Genomic DNA, 18,790 nt, shown 5'->3' with positions numbered 1-18,790 from the left:
TACTCAGTAGTTAAGTGACGATAGCCTAGGAGATACACCTGTACCCATGCCGAACACAGTAGTTAAGCCCTAGAACGCCGGAAGTAGTTGGGGGTTGCCCCCTGTGAGATATGGTAGTCGCTTAGCATTGATCCGGCATAGCTCAGTTGGTAGTAGCGCATGACTGTTAATCATGATGTCGTAGGTTCGAGTCCTACTGCCGGAGTTGTATATAAATTAAATCACTAGAGTTAATAGTAACTAAATAAACCGATTCCCAAATGTTTAACTTTTGAGGGTTGGTTTATTTAGTTTTTTTATTTATGTGACTTTTAGTCTTGCATTGAGAGATGTGAAATGTGGAGATTATCTGGGTTGATGGGTAGCACTACTTTTATCAAAAAGTTCCAATGACAATACATAATCTTGTTGAAGTGTACTGCAAAATATAATATGAAGTTGACAATACGTTAGAAGCAAAATTTGACAGACTAAAAGCCAGTGTCTTAAACACTGGCTGATAATAGGAAGGTATGGCTCTGATCTAAGTGACCTAAGCATTTCGTTGTGCGGGTGCTTAGAATGTGAGATTTGACCGAGAAATCTTTCTGTCAAGTTCTTATGTAAAAAATGCTTTGTATAATGCTTTAATAGCAGCTTTTTCTTGTTCGGAATTAATGACAATCATGATAGAAACTTCACTAGATCCTTGTGAAATCATTTGGATATTAATGTGATTATCTGATAATGCTTTTGTAGCGGTAGCGGTCAAACCAATGTGGCTTTTCATTTTTTCGCCGACAATCATAATGATTGAAAGATCATGTTCAATTTCTGCGTGGTCGACCTCTAATTTTTGTCTTAATTGGCGAAGAATCTCCTCTTCTTTAATGGGGGTCAACTCACGATCTCGAAGGATGATGGAGAGATCGTCAATACCAGTAGGCATATGCTCCCAACGGATATTTAGGTCTTCTAAGATTTGCAGAACCTTTCGACCAAAACCTATTTCACGGTTCATGAGGTATTTAGACATGTTGATGCTGGTGAAATGGGCATCTGCAGCGATACCTACCACAGGAATATCCCCGTTGCTATGCTTTAAAACAATTGTTGTTCCAGGATGAGTAGGGTTATTTGTATTTTTAATAACGAGTGGAATTTTTCCACGGTAAGCTGGAATGAGTGCTTCGTCATGTAATACAGTAAAACCTGCATAAGCTAATTCACGCATTTCACGATAGGTTAATTCTGGAATGGAATGTGGCTTGTGAATAATACCAGGATGAGCTGCAAAAATACCATCAACATCTGTGAAATTTTCATAGAGATCGGCTTTTATTCCCGCGGCAATAATGGAGCCAGTAATATCTGATCCACCACGCGAAAAAGTACAAATCTGGTTGTCTTTTGTTACTCCGAAAAATCCTGGTATAATCAATACTTCATCGGATTCATTTAATTCTTCAATTTTATCATAACTAGAGGGGAGGAGTCGTGCATTTCCTGGTTCGCTGGATACAATGAGCCCAGCTTCTCTGGGATGAACATAGCGTGCATTTATGCCATTTTGGGAGAAATAGGCTGCAATAAGTTTCGCATTATTATTTTCACCTGCGGCAAGAAAAGTATCATACAAGAATTTATTATTTTCGATAGGAAGGCTTGCGAGCTTTTGGATACTTTTTGAAATTCTTTCTAGAATATTTGGCTTGAGCTCCAGTTCTATCGCCATGTCTTGATAGCGCTGAATAATCCATTGTTGATGTTTTGTTACGTCATTACCAGCAACATAGTCTCGATAATATTTAATGAGGGCATCTGTTACCTTTGTATCTTGCGCGCTTCGTTTTCCGGGAGCAGATACAATCACAAAACGCCGTTCAGAATCTTCTTTGATAATCTGTAATACTTTTGCTAATTGAGCAGCGGAGGCAAGTGAGCTTCCTCCAAATTTAACAACTTTCATAACCTCTCCTATTGGCTGATTGTTTAAATTATAGCAAAATTCTGAAATCTTTTCAAATTTGTTGGTGCTTACTTGCTAAAGAAAAGAATTTATGTTAGAATATTATAAATTATTTGACAGTCAAATAATTTAATTGACAAAGAAAATGATTATCGGAGGCAAGTTAATGCAATTTGGAAATATTTTATATAGTGTCAATGATGGTGTTGCAACATTAACTTTAAATCGCCCAGAGGTTTCCAATGGATTTAATATTCCCATGTGTGAAGAAATTTTAACGACTATAAAAATGGTTTCTGAAGATGAATCAATTCAAATACTGCTTATCAATGCAAATGGGAAAGTCTTTTCTGTTGGAGGCGATTTGGCAGAAATGCAACGTGCAGTAGAAGCGGATGATATTCAATCGTTGGTAAAAATAGCTGAGTTAGTAAATGAAATTTCTTACGAAATGAAGCGAATGCCTAAACCAATTATAATGAGTGTAGATGGACCAGTTGCTGGTGCGGCAGCTAATATGGTGATAGCTGCAGATTTCTGCATTGCAACAGAGCGTTCTCGCTTTATTCAAGCTTTTGTGGGAGTTGGTCTTGCTCCAGATGCGGGAGGATTGTATTTACTTGCAAGAGCTATTGGTGTAACGAGAGCGACACAATTAGCAATGACGGGTGAGCCATTAAATGCTGAAAAAGCTTTAAATTATGGACTTTTATATAAAGTTTGTGAGGCTGAAAAGTTAGAAATTACCACGAACCAGTTGATTAAAAAGTTAAAACGCCATTCACTCAACTCTTATCGGGCTATTAAAGAATTAGTATGGAAGAGTTTATTTACTGGTTGGGAAGAGTATGCAAAACTCGAACTGCATTTGCAGAAAACTTTAGCTTTCACAGAGGATTTCAAAGAAGGGGTTCGGGCTTATGCTGAAAAGCGTCGACCAAAATTTTCTGGAAAGTAAAAAAGTAGTTGCAATTTATTTTGATATCTGATATACTTTTTTAGTCAAATGTTTTGATAGTAAAAGTTTTTGTTAGAGGAGGATAGATTTTTGGATTACCAATTGGTCAATGATTATTTAACATCTATTTTCAATAATGTATTGGTTATTGAAGAATCTAGTTTGCGAGGCAGTCGCTTCAAGGATATCTCTATCAAAGAAATGCACACGATTGATGTTGTTGGAAAAAATCCCGATGCGACTCCCAGTAGTGTTGCAAGGGAATTGATGGTTACACTAGGAACCGTAACGACTAGCTTGAATAACCTTGAAAGAAAAGGTTATATTGAACGGATACGTTCAGAAGTTGATCGTCGTGTAGTTCATCTAAATTTGACAAAAAATGGTCGCCTAATTTATCGTTTGCATAGAAGATTCCACAAGAGAATGGTTGAGAGAATCATTGAAGGAATGGATGCAGAAGAGATGAAGGTCATGGGGAAGGGTTTAAATAATCTGTATCATTTTCTAGAGGATTTGAAATAATGAACTATGCTAAAATTAGTCAAGTTGCTCATTATGCTCCGAGTCAGGTGGTTACAAATGATGATTTGGCAAAAATCATGGATACGAGCGATGAATGGATTTCAAGTCGAACGGGAATAAAGCGTCGTCATCTGTCACGAACGGAGTCAACGAGTGATTTGGCTACTAAAGTGGCAAATCAATTGTTGAAAAAGGCGAAGATAAGTGCAGATGCACTAGACTTTATCATTGTGGCAACTATTACCCCAGACTCTATGATGCCTTCAACGGCTGCACGAGTTCAAGCAAATATTGGTGCCCATCATGCCTTTGCATTTGATTTGACAGCAGCTTGTAGCGGCTTTATTTTTGCCCTGTCGATGGCTGAGAAGTTAATTTCCTCAGGTCGTTATCAGAAAGGCCTTGTTATAGGAAGTGAAACTTTATCAAAAGTCCTTGACTGGTCTGATCGATCAACTGCAGTTCTTTTCGGTGATGGTGCTGGTGGAGTTTTACTAGAGAATTCAGAGCAGCAGCGTTTTTTAGCTGAGCATCAATATACAGACGGTTCTCGTGGCGATAGCTTGACTTGTGGTAGAATTGGTTTATCTTCGCCCTATTCTGAAAAGGAAGCAGCAGCACCTTATCTGACGATGGAAGGTCGTAAAATTTTTGATTTTGCTATTCGAGATGTGGCAGAATCTATTAAAAATACGATTGAATCTAGTGGTGTTCAAGTTGAGGATATTGACTATCTATTACTGCACCAGGCGAATATTCGCATTTTAGATAAAATGGCGAAGAAGATTGGTGTAGCAAGGGAAAAACTCCCTGCAAATATGATGGAATACGGGAATACGAGTGCAGCAAGCATTCCAATTCTTTTATCCGAGTGTGTTGAAAAGGGGCTGATTCACCTAGATGGCAGCCAAACAGTTTTGCTGTCAGGCTTCGGTGGAGGTTTGACATGGGGCGCACTTATTGTTACAATTTAGTTATTATGTGGTAATCACATGAATATAAATATTTATTTTTAAAGGAGTCTATCATGGCAGTATTTGAAAAAGTACAAGAAATTATTGTAGAAGAACTTGGCAAGGAACCTTCAGAAGTTACTCTTGAGTCAACTTTTGATGACCTTGACGCAGATTCATTGGATTTGTTCCAAGTTATCTCAGAAATTGAAGATGCATTCGATATTCAAATTGAAACCGAAGAAGGATTGAACACAGTTGGTGACTTAGTTGCCTATGTTGAAGAAAAAACAAAATAAAAAGTTGAAACGGGGCTGAGATAAGATTCTCGCCCTCTTTTGAAAAAGGTATTGAGGTAGGCAGTAAAAGTGGGCTGTATAACCGATTTTCTTTTGAGAAAAGATCAATAGACAGTCATTTTTGCTGGGGTGAAACAATAAAATCTATGGTTAGATGATATGTTTCACTCCCTCTTGTTTAGGTAATAGTTTGACTTTCAAAGTATACAAATACTTAGATTGAAGTAATTGAGCCATTACTTAAGCAATATGAAGGGAAGGTATTATGGAAACACGTGTTACAGAATTATTGAATATAAAATATCCTATTTTCCAGGGGGGGATGGCCTGGGTTGCTGATGGTGACTTGGCTGGTGCAGTTTCTAAAGCTGGAGGTCTTGGAATTATTGGAGCTGGTAATGCACCAAAAGAAGTTGTTAAAGCCAATATTGATAAGATAAAATCATTGACAGATAAGCCTTTTGGTGTCAATATTATGCTTTTGTCTCCTTTTGTGGAAGATATTGTTAACTTGGTGATTGAAGAAGGTGTTAAAGTAGTAACGACTGGCGCTGGAAATCCAAGTAAATATATGACTCGTTTCCATGATGCAGGTATTACAGTTATTCCAGTAGTACCTAGTGTAGCATTGGCTAAGCGAATGGAAAAGATTGGCGCAGATGCAGTTATTGCTGAAGGGATGGAAGCAGGAGGTCATATCGGAAAATTGACTACAATGACCTTAGTTCGTCAAGTTGTTGAAGCGATTGATATCCCTGTGATTGCAGCAGGAGGGATTGCCGATGGTCATGGTGCTGCGGCGGGCTTTATGCTTGGTGCAGAAGCTGTTCAAGTAGGAACGCGTTTCGTTGTTGCAAAAGAGTCAAATGCGCATCAAAATTATAAGAATATGATTCTGAAGGCTCGGGATATTGATACAACCATTTCTGCTCAACATTTTGGTCATGCGGTACGAGCTTTAAAAAATAAACTAACTAGAGAATTTGATCAAGCAGAAAAGGATGCGTTTAAACAAGAAAATCCAGACTTATCTGTTTTTGAGAATTTAGGCGCGGGTGCTCTGGCAAATGCAGTTGTTCGGGGTGATGTTGAGCATGGTTCTGTTATGTCAGGACAAATTGCGGGGCTTGTTAGCAAAGAAGAGACAGTTGAAGAAATTTTGAAGGATATATACTACGGCGCAGCAGAGGTAATCCAAAAAGAGGCTAGCCGTTGGGCAGGAGTAATTGGAAATGACTAAAACAGCCTTTCTATTTGCAGGTCAGGGAGCTCAGTATTTGGGAATGGCTCGTGACCTTTATGATCAGTACAATGTAGTGCGAGCAACTTATGATGAAGCAAGCCAAGTATTAGGTTATAATATAAGAAATTTAATTGATCGTGAGGAAGAAAAACTCAATCAGACACGGTATACTCAGCCAGCGATTTTGACGACTTCTGTGGCTATTTATCGGTTATTGCAGGAGAAAGGAATACAAGCTGCCATAGTAGCGGGTCTTTCTCTTGGAGAATACTCTGCTATGGTAGCCGCTGGTGCTTTGGAGTTTACAACGGCGGTTGATTTGGTGGCAAAGCGTGGTGTTTTTATGGAGGAGGCAGCTCCTGCTGGCTCGGGTAAAATGGTTGCGGTTTTAAATGCTGATTTGGCTACGATTGAAACGGCCTGTCAAGAGGCTAGTCGGCTGGGAATTGTATCACCAGCAAACTATAATACACCTAGCCAGATTGTTATTGGCGGTGAAGTTAAAGCGGTTGACAAAGCTGTTGAATTGTTAAAAGAAGCTGGCGTGAAACGTTTGATTCCACTCAAAGTTTCTGGCCCATTTCATACAGCTTTGTTAAAGCCAGCTAGTGATAAATTGTCAAAAGTTTTAGCAACAGTCGAATTTACTGATTTTAAACTCCCTTTGGTAGGAAATACAGAAGCAACTATCATGGAACAAGGGCGGATTAAGGAACTGTTAACTCGTCAAGTTATGGAACCGGTTCGTTTTTATGATAGTATCGCAACAATGAAAAATTCAGGTGTAACGGATTTTATTGAAATTGGTCCAGGTAAGGTTCTGTCTGGTTTTATTAAAAAAATCGATAAATCAATGAAGATGGCTCAAGTAGAAGATATAACTAGCTTGTCTGTTCTTCTAGAAAAAAAGGAATAGGTATGGAACTTAAAGGAAAAAATGTTTTTATAACTGGTTCAACACGTGGCATTGGACTTGCAATGGCTCATAAGTTTGCAAGCTTAGGTGCCAACATTATTTTAAATGGTCGCCGTGAGATTGGTGAGGAGCTCATTTCTGAATTTTCAGATTATGGAGTTCAAGTGATTCCGATATCTGGTGATGTATCAGATAGTACAGATGCTAAGCGAATGGTAGAGGAAGCTATTGAAAAACTTGGAAGCGTGGATATTCTGGTCAATAATGCTGGTATCACAAAAGATAAACTTATGTTGAAATTAACTGAGGAAGATTTTGAACAGGTTTTGAAAGTGAATCTTGTTGGTGCTTTTAATATGACGCAAGCGGTTTTGAAGCCAATGACAAAAGCTCGTCAGGGTGCTATTATCAATGTATCTAGTGTTGTCGGCTTGATTGGGAATGTCGGTCAAGCAAATTATGCAGCTTCTAAAGCAGGGCTTATTGGTTTCACTAAATCTGTAGCGCGTGAGGTAGCAGCTCGTAATGTACGAGTAAATGCTATTGCACCAGGCATGATTGAGTCGGATATGACTGATGTTTTGTCTGATAAAGTAAAAGAAGCTACACTGGCTCAGATTCCAATGAAGCGCTTTGGTAATACCAGCGAAGTGGCAGAAGTGGCGACCTTTCTAGCCCGTCAAGAGTATTTAACAGGACAAGTTATTGCTATTGATGGTGGCTTAGCCATGTAATGATAAATTAAGTTGGACAAAAACAGAAAGTTTTGAAGAGATATTTTTCTTAGCTATAAATCAGAATAAAGGAGTTCGATATGAAACTAAATCGAGTTGTTGTAACAGGGTATGGTTTGACTTCTCCCATTGGGAACACACCTGAAGAATTTTGGAATAGTTTGAAAGAAGGAAAGATTGGAATTGGGCCAATCACAAAGTTTGATAATAGTGATTTTGCAGTTCACAATGCTGCAGAAATTCAGGATTTTCCTTTTGATAAATATTTCATTAAAAAAGATACTAATCGATTTGATGATTATTCCCTTTATGCTCTTTATGCTTCCCAAGAAGCTATAAATGCTGCTAAATTAGATGTTGAAACAATCAATCGTGAGCGTTTTGGTGTCATTGTGGCATCAGGAATTGGGGGAATTAAAGAAATTGAAGATCAGGTTCTTCGTTTGCATGCAAAAGGTCCAAGACGTGTTAAACCAATGACGCTACCAAAAGCTTTACCGAATATGGCGGCGGGAAATGTTGCGATGCGCTTTGGTGCAAATGGAGTTTGTAAATCTATTAATACGGCGTGTGCTTCATCCAATGATGCGATTGGCGATGCTTTCCGTTCTATTAAATTTGGTTTCCAAGATGTCATGTTAGTTGGAGGTTCGGAATCTTCCATTACACCATTTGCTATCGCTGGTTTCCAAGCTTTGACAGCTTTATCTACAACTGAAGATCCAACTCGTGCCTCTATTCCCTTTGATAAAGATCGGAATGGGTTTGTTATGGGGGAAGGTTCAGGTATGTTGGTGCTGGAAAGTTTGGAACACGCTGAAAAACGTGGAGCAACGATTTTAGCAGAAATTGTTGGTTATGGTAATACTTGTGATGCTTATCATATGACCTCCCCACATCCAGAAGGAGCTGGTGCGATTAAGGCGATGAAAATGGCGCTTGAGGAAGCTGAAATTCACCCTTCAGATATTGCTTATGTGAATGCTCATGGAACTTCTACACAAGCTAATGAAAAAGGTGAAAGTCAGGCAATTGTTGCTGTTTTAGGAAAAGAAGTGCCAGTTTCCTCCACAAAGTCCTTTACAGGTCATTTACTTGGAGCAGCTGGAGCTGTTGAAGCTATTGCAACTATTGAAGCGATGCGTCATAGCTTTGTACCAATGACTGCGGGGACACAAGAACTCTCAGACTACATGGAGGCAAATGTTATCTATGGTCAAGGGAAAGAGTATGATATTCCTTATGCTATCTCAAACACTTTTGGTTTTGGTGGGCATAATGCGGTTCTTGCATTCAAGCGCTGGGAGGCTTAAATGAATATCAATGAAATCAAAGATTTGATGGCTCAATTTGACCAATCAAGTTTACGCGAATTTTCTTATAAAAATCAAAGTGATGAATTAACGTTTAGCAAGAATGATAAACCATTTGAATCATGTACTCAGCCTTCAGAAGAGTCAACAGCGAAGACCAATCTTGTCTCACCAGTAGAAGTTGCTCAGTCAACTACTGCTTCGATTGTAGAGGAAACGGTTAGTCCAGAAGCGCCAACAGCTGAAGGTGATGTTGTAGAAAGTCCTTTGGTTGGGGTAGCTTATTTAGCTGCTGGTCCGGATAAGCCACCGTTTGTATCAGTTGGTGATCAAGTAAAAAAAGGTCAGACCTTGATGATTATTGAGGCCATGAAAGTAATGAACGAAGTGCCATCACCTAAAGACGGTCTGGTTACAGAAATTCTGGTCCAAAATGAAGAAATGGTTGAATTTGGGAAAGGGCTGGTACGCATTAAATGATTGATATCAATGCAATAAAAGAAGCACTTCCTCACCGCTACCCGATGCTTTTGGTAGATCGCGTTTTGGAAGTCAGTGAAGATGAAATTGTCGCTCTTAAAAATGTGACAATTAATGAGCCTTTCTTTAACGGACATTTTCCTCAGTATCCTGTTATGCCTGGCGTTCTCATTATGGAAGCTTTGGCTCAGACTGCTGGTGTCTTGGAATTGTCTAAAGAAGAAAACAAAGGTAAGCTAGTCTTTTATGCTGGTATGGATAAGGTCAAGTTCAAGAGACAAGTTGTTCCAGGTGACCAGCTTATCATGACTGCTAAATTCGTCAAACGTCGTGGAACAATTGCTGTTGTGGAAGCTAAAGCAGAAGTTGACGGGAAATTGGCAGCAAGTGGTACTTTAACTTTTGCACTCGGACAATAAAAAGGAGATTTCACCATGTTTCGTAAGATTTTAATTGCCAACCGTGGGGAAATTGCGGTTAGAATTATTCGAGCGGCCAGAGAATTAGGAATTACGACAGTAGCAGTTTATTCAAAAGCTGACAAAGAGGCCCTTCATACCTTATTGGCAGATGAGGCGGTTTGCATTGGTCCAGCGAAGTCAACGGAGTCTTATCTTAATATGAATGCAGTTCTTTCTGCTGCAGTTTTGACTGGGGCAGAGGCGATTCATCCTGGTTTTGGCTTTTTGAGTGAGAATTCTAAATTTGCGACCATGTGCGAGGAAGTTGGGATTAAATTTATCGGTCCTTCTGGAGCAGTTATGGATTTAATGGGTGATAAAATCAATGCGCGTGCGCAGATGATTAAAGCAAATGTTCCAGTTATTCCAGGGTCTGACGGTGAAGTTCATACGCCAGAAGAAGCACTTGCGATTGCAGAAAAAATTGGCTATCCAGTCATGCTCAAAGCTTCCGCTGGTGGTGGTGGTAAAGGTATTCGGAAGGTTGAAAGGGCAGAAGATTTAGTAGCTGCCTTTGAATCAGCTTCCACTGAAGCCAAAGCAGCTTTCGGAAATGGTGCTATGTACATGGAACGGGTTATTTACCCAGCTCGGCATATTGAAGTTCAAATTTTGGCTGACCAACATGGTCATGTCGTTCACTTAGGTGAACGCGACTGTTCGCTTCAAAGAAATAATCAAAAAGTGTTAGAAGAAAGCCCGTCGGTTGCAATTGGTAAGACCCTTCGTTGTCAAATTGGTGAAGCTGCTGTACGAGCTGCTCAATCTGTTGGCTATGAAAATGCAGGGACGATTGAATTTTTGTTTGACGAAGGAAAAAGAGAATTTTATTTCATGGAAATGAATACTCGAGTTCAAGTTGAACATCCGATAACAGAATTTGTAACAGGGATCGATATTGTTAAGGAACAGATAAAAATCGCTGCGGGGCAAGAGCTAGCTTTTAATCAAGAAGATATACATATAACGGGACACGCTATTGAATGTCGAATCAATGCTGAAAACCCTGCCTTCAACTTTGCACCAAGTCCAGGAAAGATTTCCAATCTTTATTTGCCAAGTGGTGGTGTGGGGCTGCGTGTAGATTCAGCAGTTTATCCAGGTTATACGATTCCACCTTATTATGATAGTATGATTGCCAAAATTATTGTGCATGGTGAAAATCGTTTTGATGCACTAATGAAGATGCAACGCGCACTCTATGAATTAGAAATTGATGGTGTTGTGACAAATAGCAGATTTCAATTGGATTTGATTTCAGATTCACATGTCATCGCTGGAGACTATGATACAGCTTTTCTTATGGAGAAATTTTTACCAGCTTATCAAAAGAAAAATTAGAGGAGTAAAGATATAGATCATGGCTTTGTTTTCTAAAAAGGATAAATATATTCGTATCAATCCCAATCGTTCAAGTCGTGAGGTGCCTCAAGCAAAGCCTGAGTTTCCCGATGAATTATTTTCAAAATGCCCAGGATGTAAACATATCATTTACCAAAAAGATTTAGGGAGTGAACGTATTTGTCCACAGTGTGGTTATACGTTTCGTATTTCAGCTTTTGAACGTCTCAATTTGACAGTAGATGCCAATAGCTTTGAGGAATTATTTACCGGAATTGAAACGACAGATCCGTTGGATTTTCCAAATTATCGTGAAAAATTGAAAAAAATTCGCGCAAAAACAGGTTTGGATGAAGCAGTACTGACAGGAATTGCAACAATTGACGGACAAACGACTGCTTTGGGAATCATGGATTCAAACTTTATCATGGCTTCTATGGGAACAGTTGTTGGAGAGAAAATTACCCGCCTTTTTGAATATGCAACAGAACACCAGTTGCCAGTTACGCTGTTCACAGCTTCTGGTGGCGCTCGTATGCAAGAAGGAATTATGAGTTTGATGCAAATGGCTAAGGTGTCTGCAGCTGTGAGGCGTCATTCTAATGCTGGTTTATTTTATTTGACAGTTTTAACTGATCCAACAACAGGTGGAGTGACGGCTTCATTTGCTATGGAGGGAGACATCATCTTGGCTGAAACTCAAGCGCTGATTGGCTTTGCAGGTCGTCGAGTGATTGAAACCACTGTCCGCGAAAAATTGCCAGACGATTTTCAAAAAGCAGAATTTCTGCTTGAGCATGGTTTTGTTGATGCCATTGTCAAGCGCTTGGAATTGCGTTCCACCATTGCTAGACTGCTTGCTTTCCATGGAGGTAAACAATGACGAATATTACTCGAATTATTAAAGAAGCACGAGATCAGGCGCGGTTGACAGCTTTGGATTTTGCACAAGGAATTTGTGAAGATTTTATTGAATTGCATGGAGATCGCTCTTTCCGAGATGACGGGGCAGTAATTGGTGGTATTGGAATCTTGAATGGCCAGCCCATCACTGTTGTTGGGATCCAAAAGGGACGCAATTTACAGGATAATTTACAACGTAATTTTGGTCAGCCTCATCCAGAAGGGTATCGGAAGGCACTTCGTTTGATGAAGCAGGCAGAGAAGTTTGGTCGTCCTATTGTGACGTTTATTAATACAGCTGGTGCTTATCCAGGGGTTGGAGCTGAAGAGCGTGGCCAAGGAGAAGCGATTGCACGTAATTTGCTCGAAATGAGTGATTTAAAGGTACCAATTATCGCTATTATTATCGGTGAGGGTGGATCTGGTGGTGCGCTTGCTTTAGCAGTCGCAGATAGAGTGTGGATGCTAGAAAATTCGATTTACGCAGTACTTAGTCCAGAAGGTTTTGCTTCGATTTTATGGAAAGATGGCAGTCGTGCCATGGAAGCTGCAGAACTCATGAAAATTACTTCTCATGAACTTTTTGAGATGGGCGTAGTGGACAAGGTGATTCCAGAAGCGGGACTGAACAATCAAAATTTGTTGGACGCTGTGAAGCAAGAAATAGTTGCTGAATTAACTAACTTATCCCAGCTATCAGTTGAACAGCTTTTAGAAACACGTTACCAACGATTTAGAAAATATTAAATCTACAAGAGGAGGAAAGCCTTCTACTGCAAAATCAACCAATGTGATAGTAGCTGATTGTTTAAAGCACTGCTTGGAGAAGGTGGATAGAATTTACGAATTCAGATTCAAGGCTATTACTTCTAAGTTTGGAAGAGTACTTTTGGCAAAAACGTCGCTATTTGTATCTACCATCTAGATGGTCTTCCAGACTGTTGAACAACTTTTTGGGGAGTAAAATTAGAAACTAAACGTTTTTAAGTTTTAGTTTCTAATTTTACTCCTTTTAATTTTCAGAATGTGTTTCTTCTGCTTCGTTTTCTGATATAATAGAGAATAGACAAAAGGAGAAGAGATGTTTATTATTGATTTTATTTTACATATTGACGAGCATATTTACAATATTGCTAATGCAGTAGGTGGTTGGACGTACCTGATTTTATTTTTGGTCATTTTTATTGAAACAGCTGCTGTAGTCTTTCCGTTCTTGCCGGGAGATAGCTTACTTTTTGCGGCAGGGGCCTTATCAGCCAATCCAGAAATGCATTTTAACGTCCTACTTTTTATATTCCTATTTTTCGTTGGGGCTTTTGTGGGCGATACCTGTAATTTTTTTATTGGTAGAACTTTGGGATATCGTTTTGTACATTATAAGTTTTTTAGTAAGTTGATAAAAGAAGAAAATATCAAAGAAGCGGAAGCCTATTTTGAAAAGCATGGTTCCACTTCCATTATTTTAGGGCGTTATATTCCCATTATTCGTACCTTTGTTCCTTTTGTAGCGGGTATTAGTCAATTTCCTATCCATTCTTTTTTGAAACGGACTTTCCTTGCTGCCGTGTCCTGGTCTATAATTGCAACAGGGGCCGGCTATCTTTTTGGTAATATTCCCTTTGTGAAAGCACATTTTTCAGCCATTATTTTTGGAATTGTCATTGTTACTTTACTCCCAACTGTGATAAGTATTGTTCGAAGTGCATTGATTAAAAAAAGAAATAATCAAATGAAACGATAAAAAAACTCTGAGATGATATGAAAATCTCAGAGTTTTTATGTTACTTCGGTGTGATGACATCTATACCACCCATGTATGGCCGCAGCACTTCTGGAATCGTAACAGAACCATCTTCATTTTGGTAATTTTCAAGAATCGCAGCAACAGTACGCCCAACTGCGAGACCGGAACCGTTCAAAGTATGTAAGAGTTTGACCTTACCATCTGCTTCGTCACGGTAGCGGATTTGAGCTCGACGAGCTTGGAAATCTTCAGTGTTAGAGCAACTAGAAATTTCACGGTAGGTATTCTGTGCTGGAATCCAGACTTCCAAGTCGTAGGTCTTAGCAGCAGAGAACCCCATATCTCCCGTAGAAAGAGCTACAACACGGTAAGGCAGATTTAGCTTTTGCAGGATGTTTTCAGCGTTTGCAGTCATCTTTTCCAGCTCTTCATAAGATTCTTCTGGCTTGGCAAATTTAACCATTTCAACTTTGTGGAATTGGTGCAGACGAATCAGACCTCGCGTGTCACGACCAGCAGAGCCAGCTTCAGAGCGGAATGATGGGCTCATAGCTGTGAAATAGATGGGTAAGTCTTTGCCATCTAGAATTTCGTCTCGATAGTAGTTGGTCAGTGGAACTTCAGCAGTAGGAATCAGAACGAAGTTAGTATCAGCCAGCTCGAAAGTATCTTCTTTAAACTTAGGATATTGCCCAGTCCCAAACATAGAATCGTGGTTGACCATGTAGGGAGTGATGACTTCTGTATAGCCTTCTTTGCCATGTTCATCCAGCATGAAGTTATAGATGGCACGCTCTAATCGAGCTCCTAAGCCCTTATAGAAGAGGAAACGAGCACCAGTAACTTTTGCCCCACGCTCCCAGTCTAAGATATCCAGCTCTTCACCCAAATCCCAATGAGCTTTAGCTTCGAAGTCAAATGCACGTGGTGTCCCCCAACGACGGATTTCCACATTATCATCTTCATCGACACCAACAGGAACACTATCATGTGGAATATTAGGCAGAGTAGTAGTGAATTCGGTCAATTTAGCATCGATTGCTACCAATTCAGCATCTAAAGCTTTTACCTCAGCAGATAGGGTCTGCATAGCAGCAATCTTATCGTCTGCATTTTCCTTGTTGCGCTTAGCTTGGGCAATTTCAGCCGAAACAATGTTACGCTCTGCCTTAAGGGTTTCAACCTTAACCAAGATGTCACGACGTTTGGCATCGATTTCTTTTATTTCATTCAAGACAGCGGCATCTACACCACGTGTAGCCAATTTTTCAGCGACAGCATCAAAATCTGTGCGAATGCGTTTAATATCTAACATAAGACCTCCTAGAGAATAAAAGTGCACCTGTGAAACTGTTGGAGTGGCAGGGCCACGGTTCCATCCAACTTCACATAAGTGCACTTGATTGTTTATGAAATTAGTATTACGGTAGAATTTCAAACTAGCTCTCTATCTGCTCACAGCCACCGCAGACTTTCTGAAAGAGATATAGATTTACTTATCCGTTTCTTACGATTATACAAAAAAATTTATTTTTTTGCAAATAGATTTTTAATAAATTGACCAATTGTTTGAATCAATGTTGGTAATTTAATAACCTTTTCATTGCCAATATGATTTCGAGCGTGTTTCAGAATAGTTCCAGCATCTTTTGAGGCAAAGAGGAACTTGCCTTTATCAGTAAAGACTTCAAAATGACGACTAATTCGTTTGCCCGACACATTGGCTCCGATTTTCTTGATACTTTCCCAAGGAATTTGAATGTAGTCTTCGACGTTGGCATCGGCATAGAATTCGAGTGCCTTATCTCCAAGTAAAAATTTGCCAACTTTTCCTCCAAGCCCCAGATAAGAAATTCCAGTTGTTTTGAAGCTGATTTTTGTATTTTGTGATTGTGCCATCTTTCCCTCTTTTTCTTAAATCTTTCTTTTTTATTATATCATATTCGAGTTGAAAAATTCATTTCTTCTTCAAAGCTAGCTTTTGAATGATAAGGTTGTCCACTGCCTCCGAGTGTTGTCAGTAATCGAACACAGACTCAAGAATCTTTGGATTGGGTTGGGTTATAGGACAACAGTAGGTCGGAAGGTGGTATCTAGTAATTGCTAATCTTGTTCTAGAAGTTGAGTCATCGCTTTTGGAAATTTAAGATAAAAAAAAAGAAGGCAGAAGCCTTCTTTTCGTTTTACATCAAACCAATAACTTTGGCAACAATACCAACGATGAATAATCCGATGATGATAGTGATTGGTGAAACTTTCTTCTTAAGCAACCACATGCAAAGGAAGGTGAGCAAAAGCCCCATCAACCCAGGAATCAAGGAATCAATTTGTCCTTGAAGAGTATTTGTTTTTTCAGGAGTTAAACTCAAGCCGCCAGCAACATCGCCTAAGATTTTTTGAAGTTGTTCGCCAGTTACGGCACCTTTAGGGAAGTTGATGTAAGCACCTTCTGAAAGCTTTGTTGAAGGAAGGTGAAGCGCAAAGCTTACGTTTACCCAACGTTCAACGAGTACAGCAAGGATAAACATACCAAGAATAGAAGCCCCTTTAGTGATATCTTGTAGGATACCACCTGACATATCTTTTGTAATTTCAGAGCCAGCCTTATAGCCGAGTTCTTGAGTGTACCATAAGAAAGCCATACGGATGAGATTCCAAAGGACAAAGAAGAGAATTGGTCCCATGATATTTCCCGCTGAAGCAAGAGACGCACCAAGAGCGCCGAGAATAGGGCGAACTGTGAACCAGAATACGGGATCACCGATACCAGCAAGAGGTCCCATCATACCGATTTTAACCCCTTGGATAGCAGCATCATCGATTTCGACACCATTTGCTTTTTCTTCTTCCAAAGCAAGGGTAACCCCGATGATAGGTGCTGCTACATATGGGTGAGTATTGAAGAATTCCAAATGACGTTCGAGAGCAGCAGCTTGGTCTTCTTTTTTAGTGTATAATTTTTTGATAGCTGGAATTAATGCATAAGCCCAACCTAAGTTTTGCATCCGTTCATAGTTCCAAGAACCTTGCAAGAAAGTTGAACGCCACCAAATTTTTTGACGATCTGATTTTGATAATTGAATTTTTTCTGTCATGATATTAGTAGCTCCTTTCTTAGTAGTCTTCTAAAATATCACCAATTGGGTCATTTGATGTAGCAGATCCTCCACCACCATTTCCGCCTTTTTTAGAAAGGTTAAGGTAGATAAGTGCGATTGCAACACCGATTGTACCAAGAGCGATAAGAGTTAATTGACTAACAGCTGCAAGTGCAAAACCGATAGCAAAGAATGGCCATACTTCGCGAGTTGCCATCATGTTGATAACCATAGCGTAACCAACGGCAACGACCATGCCGCCACCGATGGCCATACCATCTTTCAACCAAACTGGCATGAGACCGAGTAAATGTTGAACTGATTCGGCTGGGATAGCAAGAAGAAGTGCAGCAGGAAGAGCGATCCGAAGACCTTGCAAAAGAAGGGCTACAAAGTGAGCACGTTCTACGCTAGCAATATCACCTTTTTTAGCAGCTGCATCAGCGCCGTGAACAAGAGCAACTGAGATCGTACGCACGATCATTGTAAGGAAAAGACCTGCGACAGCAAGTGGGATAGCAACAGCAGTTGCAACAGCAATTCCTTTGTTAGTGTAGTCCCCGCCTTGTACTAATATGATAGCAGCAGCAACAGAAGCAAGGGCAGCATCAGGTGCAACAGCAGCACCGATATTTGCCCAACCAAGAGCGATCATTTGTAGTGATCCACCAAGGATAACACCGGCTTCTAAGTGCCCTGTTACAAGACCAATTAGAGTACATGCAACAAGTGGTTGGTGGAATTGAAATTGGTCTAAGATTCCTTCAAGTCCGGCAAGAAAGGCAACGAAGACCACTAAAATCATAGAAATAATTGACATATTCTAAATCCTTTCCATTATTGAACGTTGGCTTTATTAATTAAGTCAAACAAATCTTTTTTAGAGTCGTTTGGTACTTTACGTACATCAAATTCAACTCCTAGGTCACGCAATTTTTCAAAGGTTGCAACGTCATCTTTATCCATTGATAATACGTTATTCACCATTGTTTTACCCGTTGAGTGAGCCATTGAGCCAACGTTAAGTGTTTTGATATTCACGCCACCTTCAACAGCACGAAGTGCATCTTGAGGTGTTTCAAAAAGAATAAGTGCGTGTGTTTCGCCAAAACGAGGGTCTTTTGCTACTGCAATCAATTTGTCGATTGGAACAACATTTGCTTTGACATTACCAGGTGCAGCTTGTTTGATCAGCTCCTTACGAAGCTCATCTTGCGCTACTGAGTCTGAAGCAACGATGATACGGTCTGCTTTCGAATCTGGTGTCCAAGCAGTCGCAACTTGACCATGCAGAAGACGTGTATCGATACGTGCAAGATTGATTTTTAATTTGCCATCTCCGATAACGGTTCCTTCTGGAATAGCAGCTTGAGCAGTTGGTGCAGCAGGTGCACTTGTTACCTCAACTACAGGATTTAGTTCCTCAGGAAGAGCTTTCACTCCTTCCTTGGCTTCTTTGATGATGTTTGCAACCACAGCGTCAACGCCAGCATTGGCATCCATCATCCGTTCTGTATAAGCTTGAATCAACATTGGCAGATTCAAGCCTGTGATGATCGCGAATTTGCGGTCAGGATTTTCACCCATTACGCGGCTAGCTTGGTTAAATGGAGAGCCACTCCAAAGGTCAGCCAAAACTAGAACTTCATCGTTCGCGTCAAAAGCAGCCACAGCATTATTGAACTTAGCGTACAAATCATCAGGACCTTCATTTGGCATAAAAGTTACAACTTGAACTTTTTCTTGCTCACCAAAAATCATGGAACCTGATTGATGAATACCCGCAGCAAATTCACCATGGCTTGCAATAATGATTCCGATACTCATTATTGTCTTTCCTCCTTATAAAATGTTTGACTTAAGTTTAAGAAAAA

20 protein-coding genes, 1 tRNA gene and 1 rRNA gene are annotated in these 18,790 nt (G+C 39.8%); 16 read left to right on the top strand and 6 right to left on the bottom strand.

All coding sequences use genetic code 11. The annotated features are described in order from the left end of the window. The first annotated feature begins 10 nt into the window (after positions 1–10). A 5S ribosomal RNA gene (gene rrf, locus PCY10_RS05870) occupies positions 11–126 on the top strand. 5 nt (positions 127–131) lie between these two features. Continuing rightward, a tRNA-Asn gene (locus tag PCY10_RS05865) sits at positions 132–205 on the top strand. A 393-nt stretch (positions 206–598) separates the two neighbouring features. On the opposite strand, the gene PCY10_RS05860 is transcribed toward PCY10_RS05865, so the two are convergent. Beyond that, on the bottom strand, positions 599–1,948 hold the full coding sequence (locus PCY10_RS05860) for an aspartate kinase (protein WP_021003126.1): 1,350 nt from the start codon (positions 1,946–1,948) through the stop codon (positions 599–601). Positions 1,949–2,114: 166 nt separating this feature from the next. Here PCY10_RS05860 and PCY10_RS05855 point away from each other — a divergent pair, with 166 nt between their 5' ends. From PCY10_RS05855 to PCY10_RS05790, 14 genes are all read left to right on the top strand, one after another. After that, positions 2,115–2,906, top strand: coding sequence for an enoyl-CoA hydratase (locus PCY10_RS05855; protein ID WP_003073881.1), 792 nt, complete (start codon positions 2,115–2,117; stop codon positions 2,904–2,906). A gap of 90 nt (positions 2,907–2,996) precedes the next feature. Beyond that, positions 2,997–3,431 carry a MarR family winged helix-turn-helix transcriptional regulator gene (locus PCY10_RS05850; protein ID WP_301558942.1) on the top strand — a complete coding sequence of 145 codons (435 nt, stop codon included), beginning with the start codon at positions 2,997–2,999 and terminating at the stop codon, positions 3,429–3,431. After that, positions 3,431–4,405 carry a beta-ketoacyl-ACP synthase III gene (locus PCY10_RS05845; RefSeq protein WP_021003125.1) on the top strand — a complete coding sequence of 325 codons (975 nt, stop codon included), beginning with the start codon at positions 3,431–3,433 and terminating at the stop codon, positions 4,403–4,405. Before PCY10_RS05850 ends, PCY10_RS05845 begins: the two co-directional genes overlap by 1 nt. Before the next feature lie 53 nt (positions 4,406–4,458). After that, complete coding sequence (locus PCY10_RS05840; RefSeq protein ID WP_003026017.1) at positions 4,459–4,683, top strand: acyl carrier protein; 225 nt, start codon at positions 4,459–4,461, stop codon at positions 4,681–4,683. 265 nt (positions 4,684–4,948) lie between these two features. Next, on the top strand, positions 4,949–5,923 hold the full coding sequence (gene fabK / locus PCY10_RS05835) for an enoyl-[acyl-carrier-protein] reductase FabK (RefSeq protein WP_009568035.1): 975 nt from the start codon (positions 4,949–4,951) through the stop codon (positions 5,921–5,923). Beyond that, positions 5,916–6,842 carry an ACP S-malonyltransferase gene (gene fabD, locus PCY10_RS05830; protein ID WP_021003124.1) on the top strand — a complete coding sequence of 309 codons (927 nt, stop codon included), beginning with the start codon at positions 5,916–5,918 and terminating at the stop codon, positions 6,840–6,842. Before fabK ends, fabD begins: the two co-directional genes overlap by 8 nt. 2 nt (positions 6,843–6,844) lie before the next feature. After that, a complete protein-coding gene (gene fabG, locus PCY10_RS05825; protein ID WP_021003123.1) occupies positions 6,845–7,576 on the top strand; it encodes a 3-oxoacyl-[acyl-carrier-protein] reductase in 732 nt (243 codons plus the stop codon). Positions 7,577–7,656: 80 nt separating this feature from the next. Beyond that, a complete protein-coding gene (fabF, locus tag PCY10_RS05820; RefSeq protein WP_021003122.1) occupies positions 7,657–8,889 on the top strand; it encodes a beta-ketoacyl-ACP synthase II in 1,233 nt (410 codons plus the stop codon). Then, positions 8,890–9,369: an acetyl-CoA carboxylase biotin carboxyl carrier protein gene (gene accB / locus PCY10_RS05815; protein WP_021003121.1), complete on the top strand. Its 480-nt coding sequence runs from the start codon at positions 8,890–8,892 to the stop codon at positions 9,367–9,369. Next, complete coding sequence (gene fabZ / locus PCY10_RS05810; RefSeq protein ID WP_003070400.1) at positions 9,366–9,788, top strand: 3-hydroxyacyl-ACP dehydratase FabZ; 423 nt, start codon at positions 9,366–9,368, stop codon at positions 9,786–9,788. Before accB ends, fabZ begins: the two co-directional genes overlap by 4 nt. 15 nt (positions 9,789–9,803) lie before the next feature. Then, on the top strand, positions 9,804–11,171 hold the full coding sequence (gene accC / locus PCY10_RS05805) for an acetyl-CoA carboxylase biotin carboxylase subunit (protein WP_003073870.1): 1,368 nt from the start codon (positions 9,804–9,806) through the stop codon (positions 11,169–11,171). Between the two features lie 19 nt (positions 11,172–11,190). After that, positions 11,191–12,054 (top strand): acetyl-CoA carboxylase, carboxyltransferase subunit beta, encoded by an 864-nt coding sequence (accD, locus tag PCY10_RS05800; RefSeq protein ID WP_009568041.1) that lies wholly within the window; start codon positions 11,191–11,193, stop codon positions 12,052–12,054. Next, positions 12,051–12,821, top strand: a complete 771-nt coding sequence (locus PCY10_RS05795) for an acetyl-CoA carboxylase carboxyl transferase subunit alpha (protein WP_021003120.1) — start codon at positions 12,051–12,053, stop codon at positions 12,819–12,821. Before accD ends, PCY10_RS05795 begins: the two co-directional genes overlap by 4 nt. 334 nt (positions 12,822–13,155) lie before the next feature. Continuing rightward, positions 13,156–13,815, top strand: a complete 660-nt coding sequence (locus tag PCY10_RS05790) for a VTT domain-containing protein (RefSeq protein ID WP_021003119.1) — start codon at positions 13,156–13,158, stop codon at positions 13,813–13,815. A gap of 40 nt (positions 13,816–13,855) precedes the next feature. Here the strand turns inward: PCY10_RS05790 and serS are convergent, their stop codons facing one another. From serS to PCY10_RS05765, 5 genes are all read right to left on the bottom strand, one after another. Continuing rightward, entirely contained in the window at positions 13,856–15,133 is a 1,278-nt protein-coding gene (gene serS, locus PCY10_RS05785; protein ID WP_021003118.1) for a serine--tRNA ligase, read from the bottom strand. Positions 15,134–15,345: 212 nt separating this feature from the next. After that, positions 15,346–15,717 carry a DUF956 family protein gene (locus PCY10_RS05780; RefSeq protein ID WP_301558941.1) on the bottom strand — a complete coding sequence of 124 codons (372 nt, stop codon included), beginning with the start codon at positions 15,715–15,717 and terminating at the stop codon, positions 15,346–15,348. A gap of 284 nt (positions 15,718–16,001) precedes the next feature. Further along, complete coding sequence (locus PCY10_RS05775) at positions 16,002–16,913, bottom strand: PTS system mannose/fructose/sorbose family transporter subunit IID (protein ID WP_009568043.1); 912 nt, start codon at positions 16,911–16,913, stop codon at positions 16,002–16,004. Positions 16,914–16,932: 19 nt separating this feature from the next. Further along, positions 16,933–17,736, bottom strand: a complete 804-nt coding sequence (locus tag PCY10_RS05770; protein WP_003073858.1) for a PTS mannose/fructose/sorbose transporter subunit IIC — start codon at positions 17,734–17,736, stop codon at positions 16,933–16,935. Between the two features lie 17 nt (positions 17,737–17,753). Continuing rightward, complete coding sequence (locus PCY10_RS05765) at positions 17,754–18,743, bottom strand: PTS sugar transporter subunit IIB (RefSeq protein ID WP_003073857.1); 990 nt, start codon at positions 18,741–18,743, stop codon at positions 17,754–17,756. Between the last annotated feature and the right edge of the window lie 47 nt (positions 18,744–18,790).

It is taken from the genome of Streptococcus sp. SI1, from assembly GCF_030439945.1.
GTDB lineage: Bacteria > Bacillota > Bacilli > Lactobacillales > Streptococcaceae > Streptococcus > Streptococcus intermedius.
The sequence above is the reverse complement of the archived record's forward strand: the minus strand, read 5'-3'. Positions and strand labels throughout refer to the sequence as shown.

Excerpts from the sequence above, each read along its gene's own strand:
- PCY10_RS05775 (WP_009568043.1), bottom strand. The coding sequence starts at position 16,913 with ATGACAGAAAAAATTCAATTATCAAAATCAGATCGTCAAAAAATTTGG.
- accB (WP_021003121.1), top strand. The coding sequence starts at position 8,890 with ATGAATATCAATGAAATCAAAGATTTGATGGCTCAATTTGACCAATCA.
- PCY10_RS05770 (WP_003073858.1), bottom strand. The coding sequence starts at position 17,736 with ATGTCAATTATTTCTATGATTTTAGTGGTCTTCGTTGCCTTTCTTGCC.
- fabK (WP_009568035.1), top strand. The coding sequence starts at position 4,949 with ATGGAAACACGTGTTACAGAATTATTGAATATAAAATATCCTATTTTC.
- PCY10_RS05855 (WP_003073881.1), top strand. The coding sequence starts at position 2,115 with ATGCAATTTGGAAATATTTTATATAGTGTCAATGATGGTGTTGCAACA.
- PCY10_RS05840 (WP_003026017.1), top strand. The coding sequence starts at position 4,459 with ATGGCAGTATTTGAAAAAGTACAAGAAATTATTGTAGAAGAACTTGGC.
- PCY10_RS05790 (WP_021003119.1), top strand. The coding sequence starts at position 13,156 with ATGTTTATTATTGATTTTATTTTACATATTGACGAGCATATTTACAAT.
- PCY10_RS05795 (WP_021003120.1), top strand. The coding sequence starts at position 12,051 with ATGACGAATATTACTCGAATTATTAAAGAAGCACGAGATCAGGCGCGG.
- PCY10_RS05845 (WP_021003125.1), top strand. The coding sequence starts at position 3,431 with ATGAACTATGCTAAAATTAGTCAAGTTGCTCATTATGCTCCGAGTCAG.
- fabF (WP_021003122.1), top strand. The coding sequence starts at position 7,657 with ATGAAACTAAATCGAGTTGTTGTAACAGGGTATGGTTTGACTTCTCCC.
- accD (WP_009568041.1), top strand. The coding sequence starts at position 11,191 with ATGGCTTTGTTTTCTAAAAAGGATAAATATATTCGTATCAATCCCAAT.
- accC (WP_003073870.1), top strand. The coding sequence starts at position 9,804 with ATGTTTCGTAAGATTTTAATTGCCAACCGTGGGGAAATTGCGGTTAGA.
- PCY10_RS05780 (WP_301558941.1), bottom strand. The coding sequence starts at position 15,717 with ATGGCACAATCACAAAATACAAAAATCAGCTTCAAAACAACTGGAATT.
- fabD (WP_021003124.1), top strand. The coding sequence starts at position 5,916 with ATGACTAAAACAGCCTTTCTATTTGCAGGTCAGGGAGCTCAGTATTTG.
- fabZ (WP_003070400.1), top strand. The coding sequence starts at position 9,366 with ATGATTGATATCAATGCAATAAAAGAAGCACTTCCTCACCGCTACCCG.
- serS (WP_021003118.1), bottom strand. The coding sequence starts at position 15,133 with ATGTTAGATATTAAACGCATTCGCACAGATTTTGATGCTGTCGCTGAA.
- fabG (WP_021003123.1), top strand. The coding sequence starts at position 6,845 with ATGGAACTTAAAGGAAAAAATGTTTTTATAACTGGTTCAACACGTGGC.
- PCY10_RS05765 (WP_003073857.1), bottom strand. The coding sequence starts at position 18,743 with ATGAGTATCGGAATCATTATTGCAAGCCATGGTGAATTTGCTGCGGGT.
- PCY10_RS05860 (WP_021003126.1), bottom strand. The coding sequence starts at position 1,948 with ATGAAAGTTGTTAAATTTGGAGGAAGCTCACTTGCCTCCGCTGCTCAA.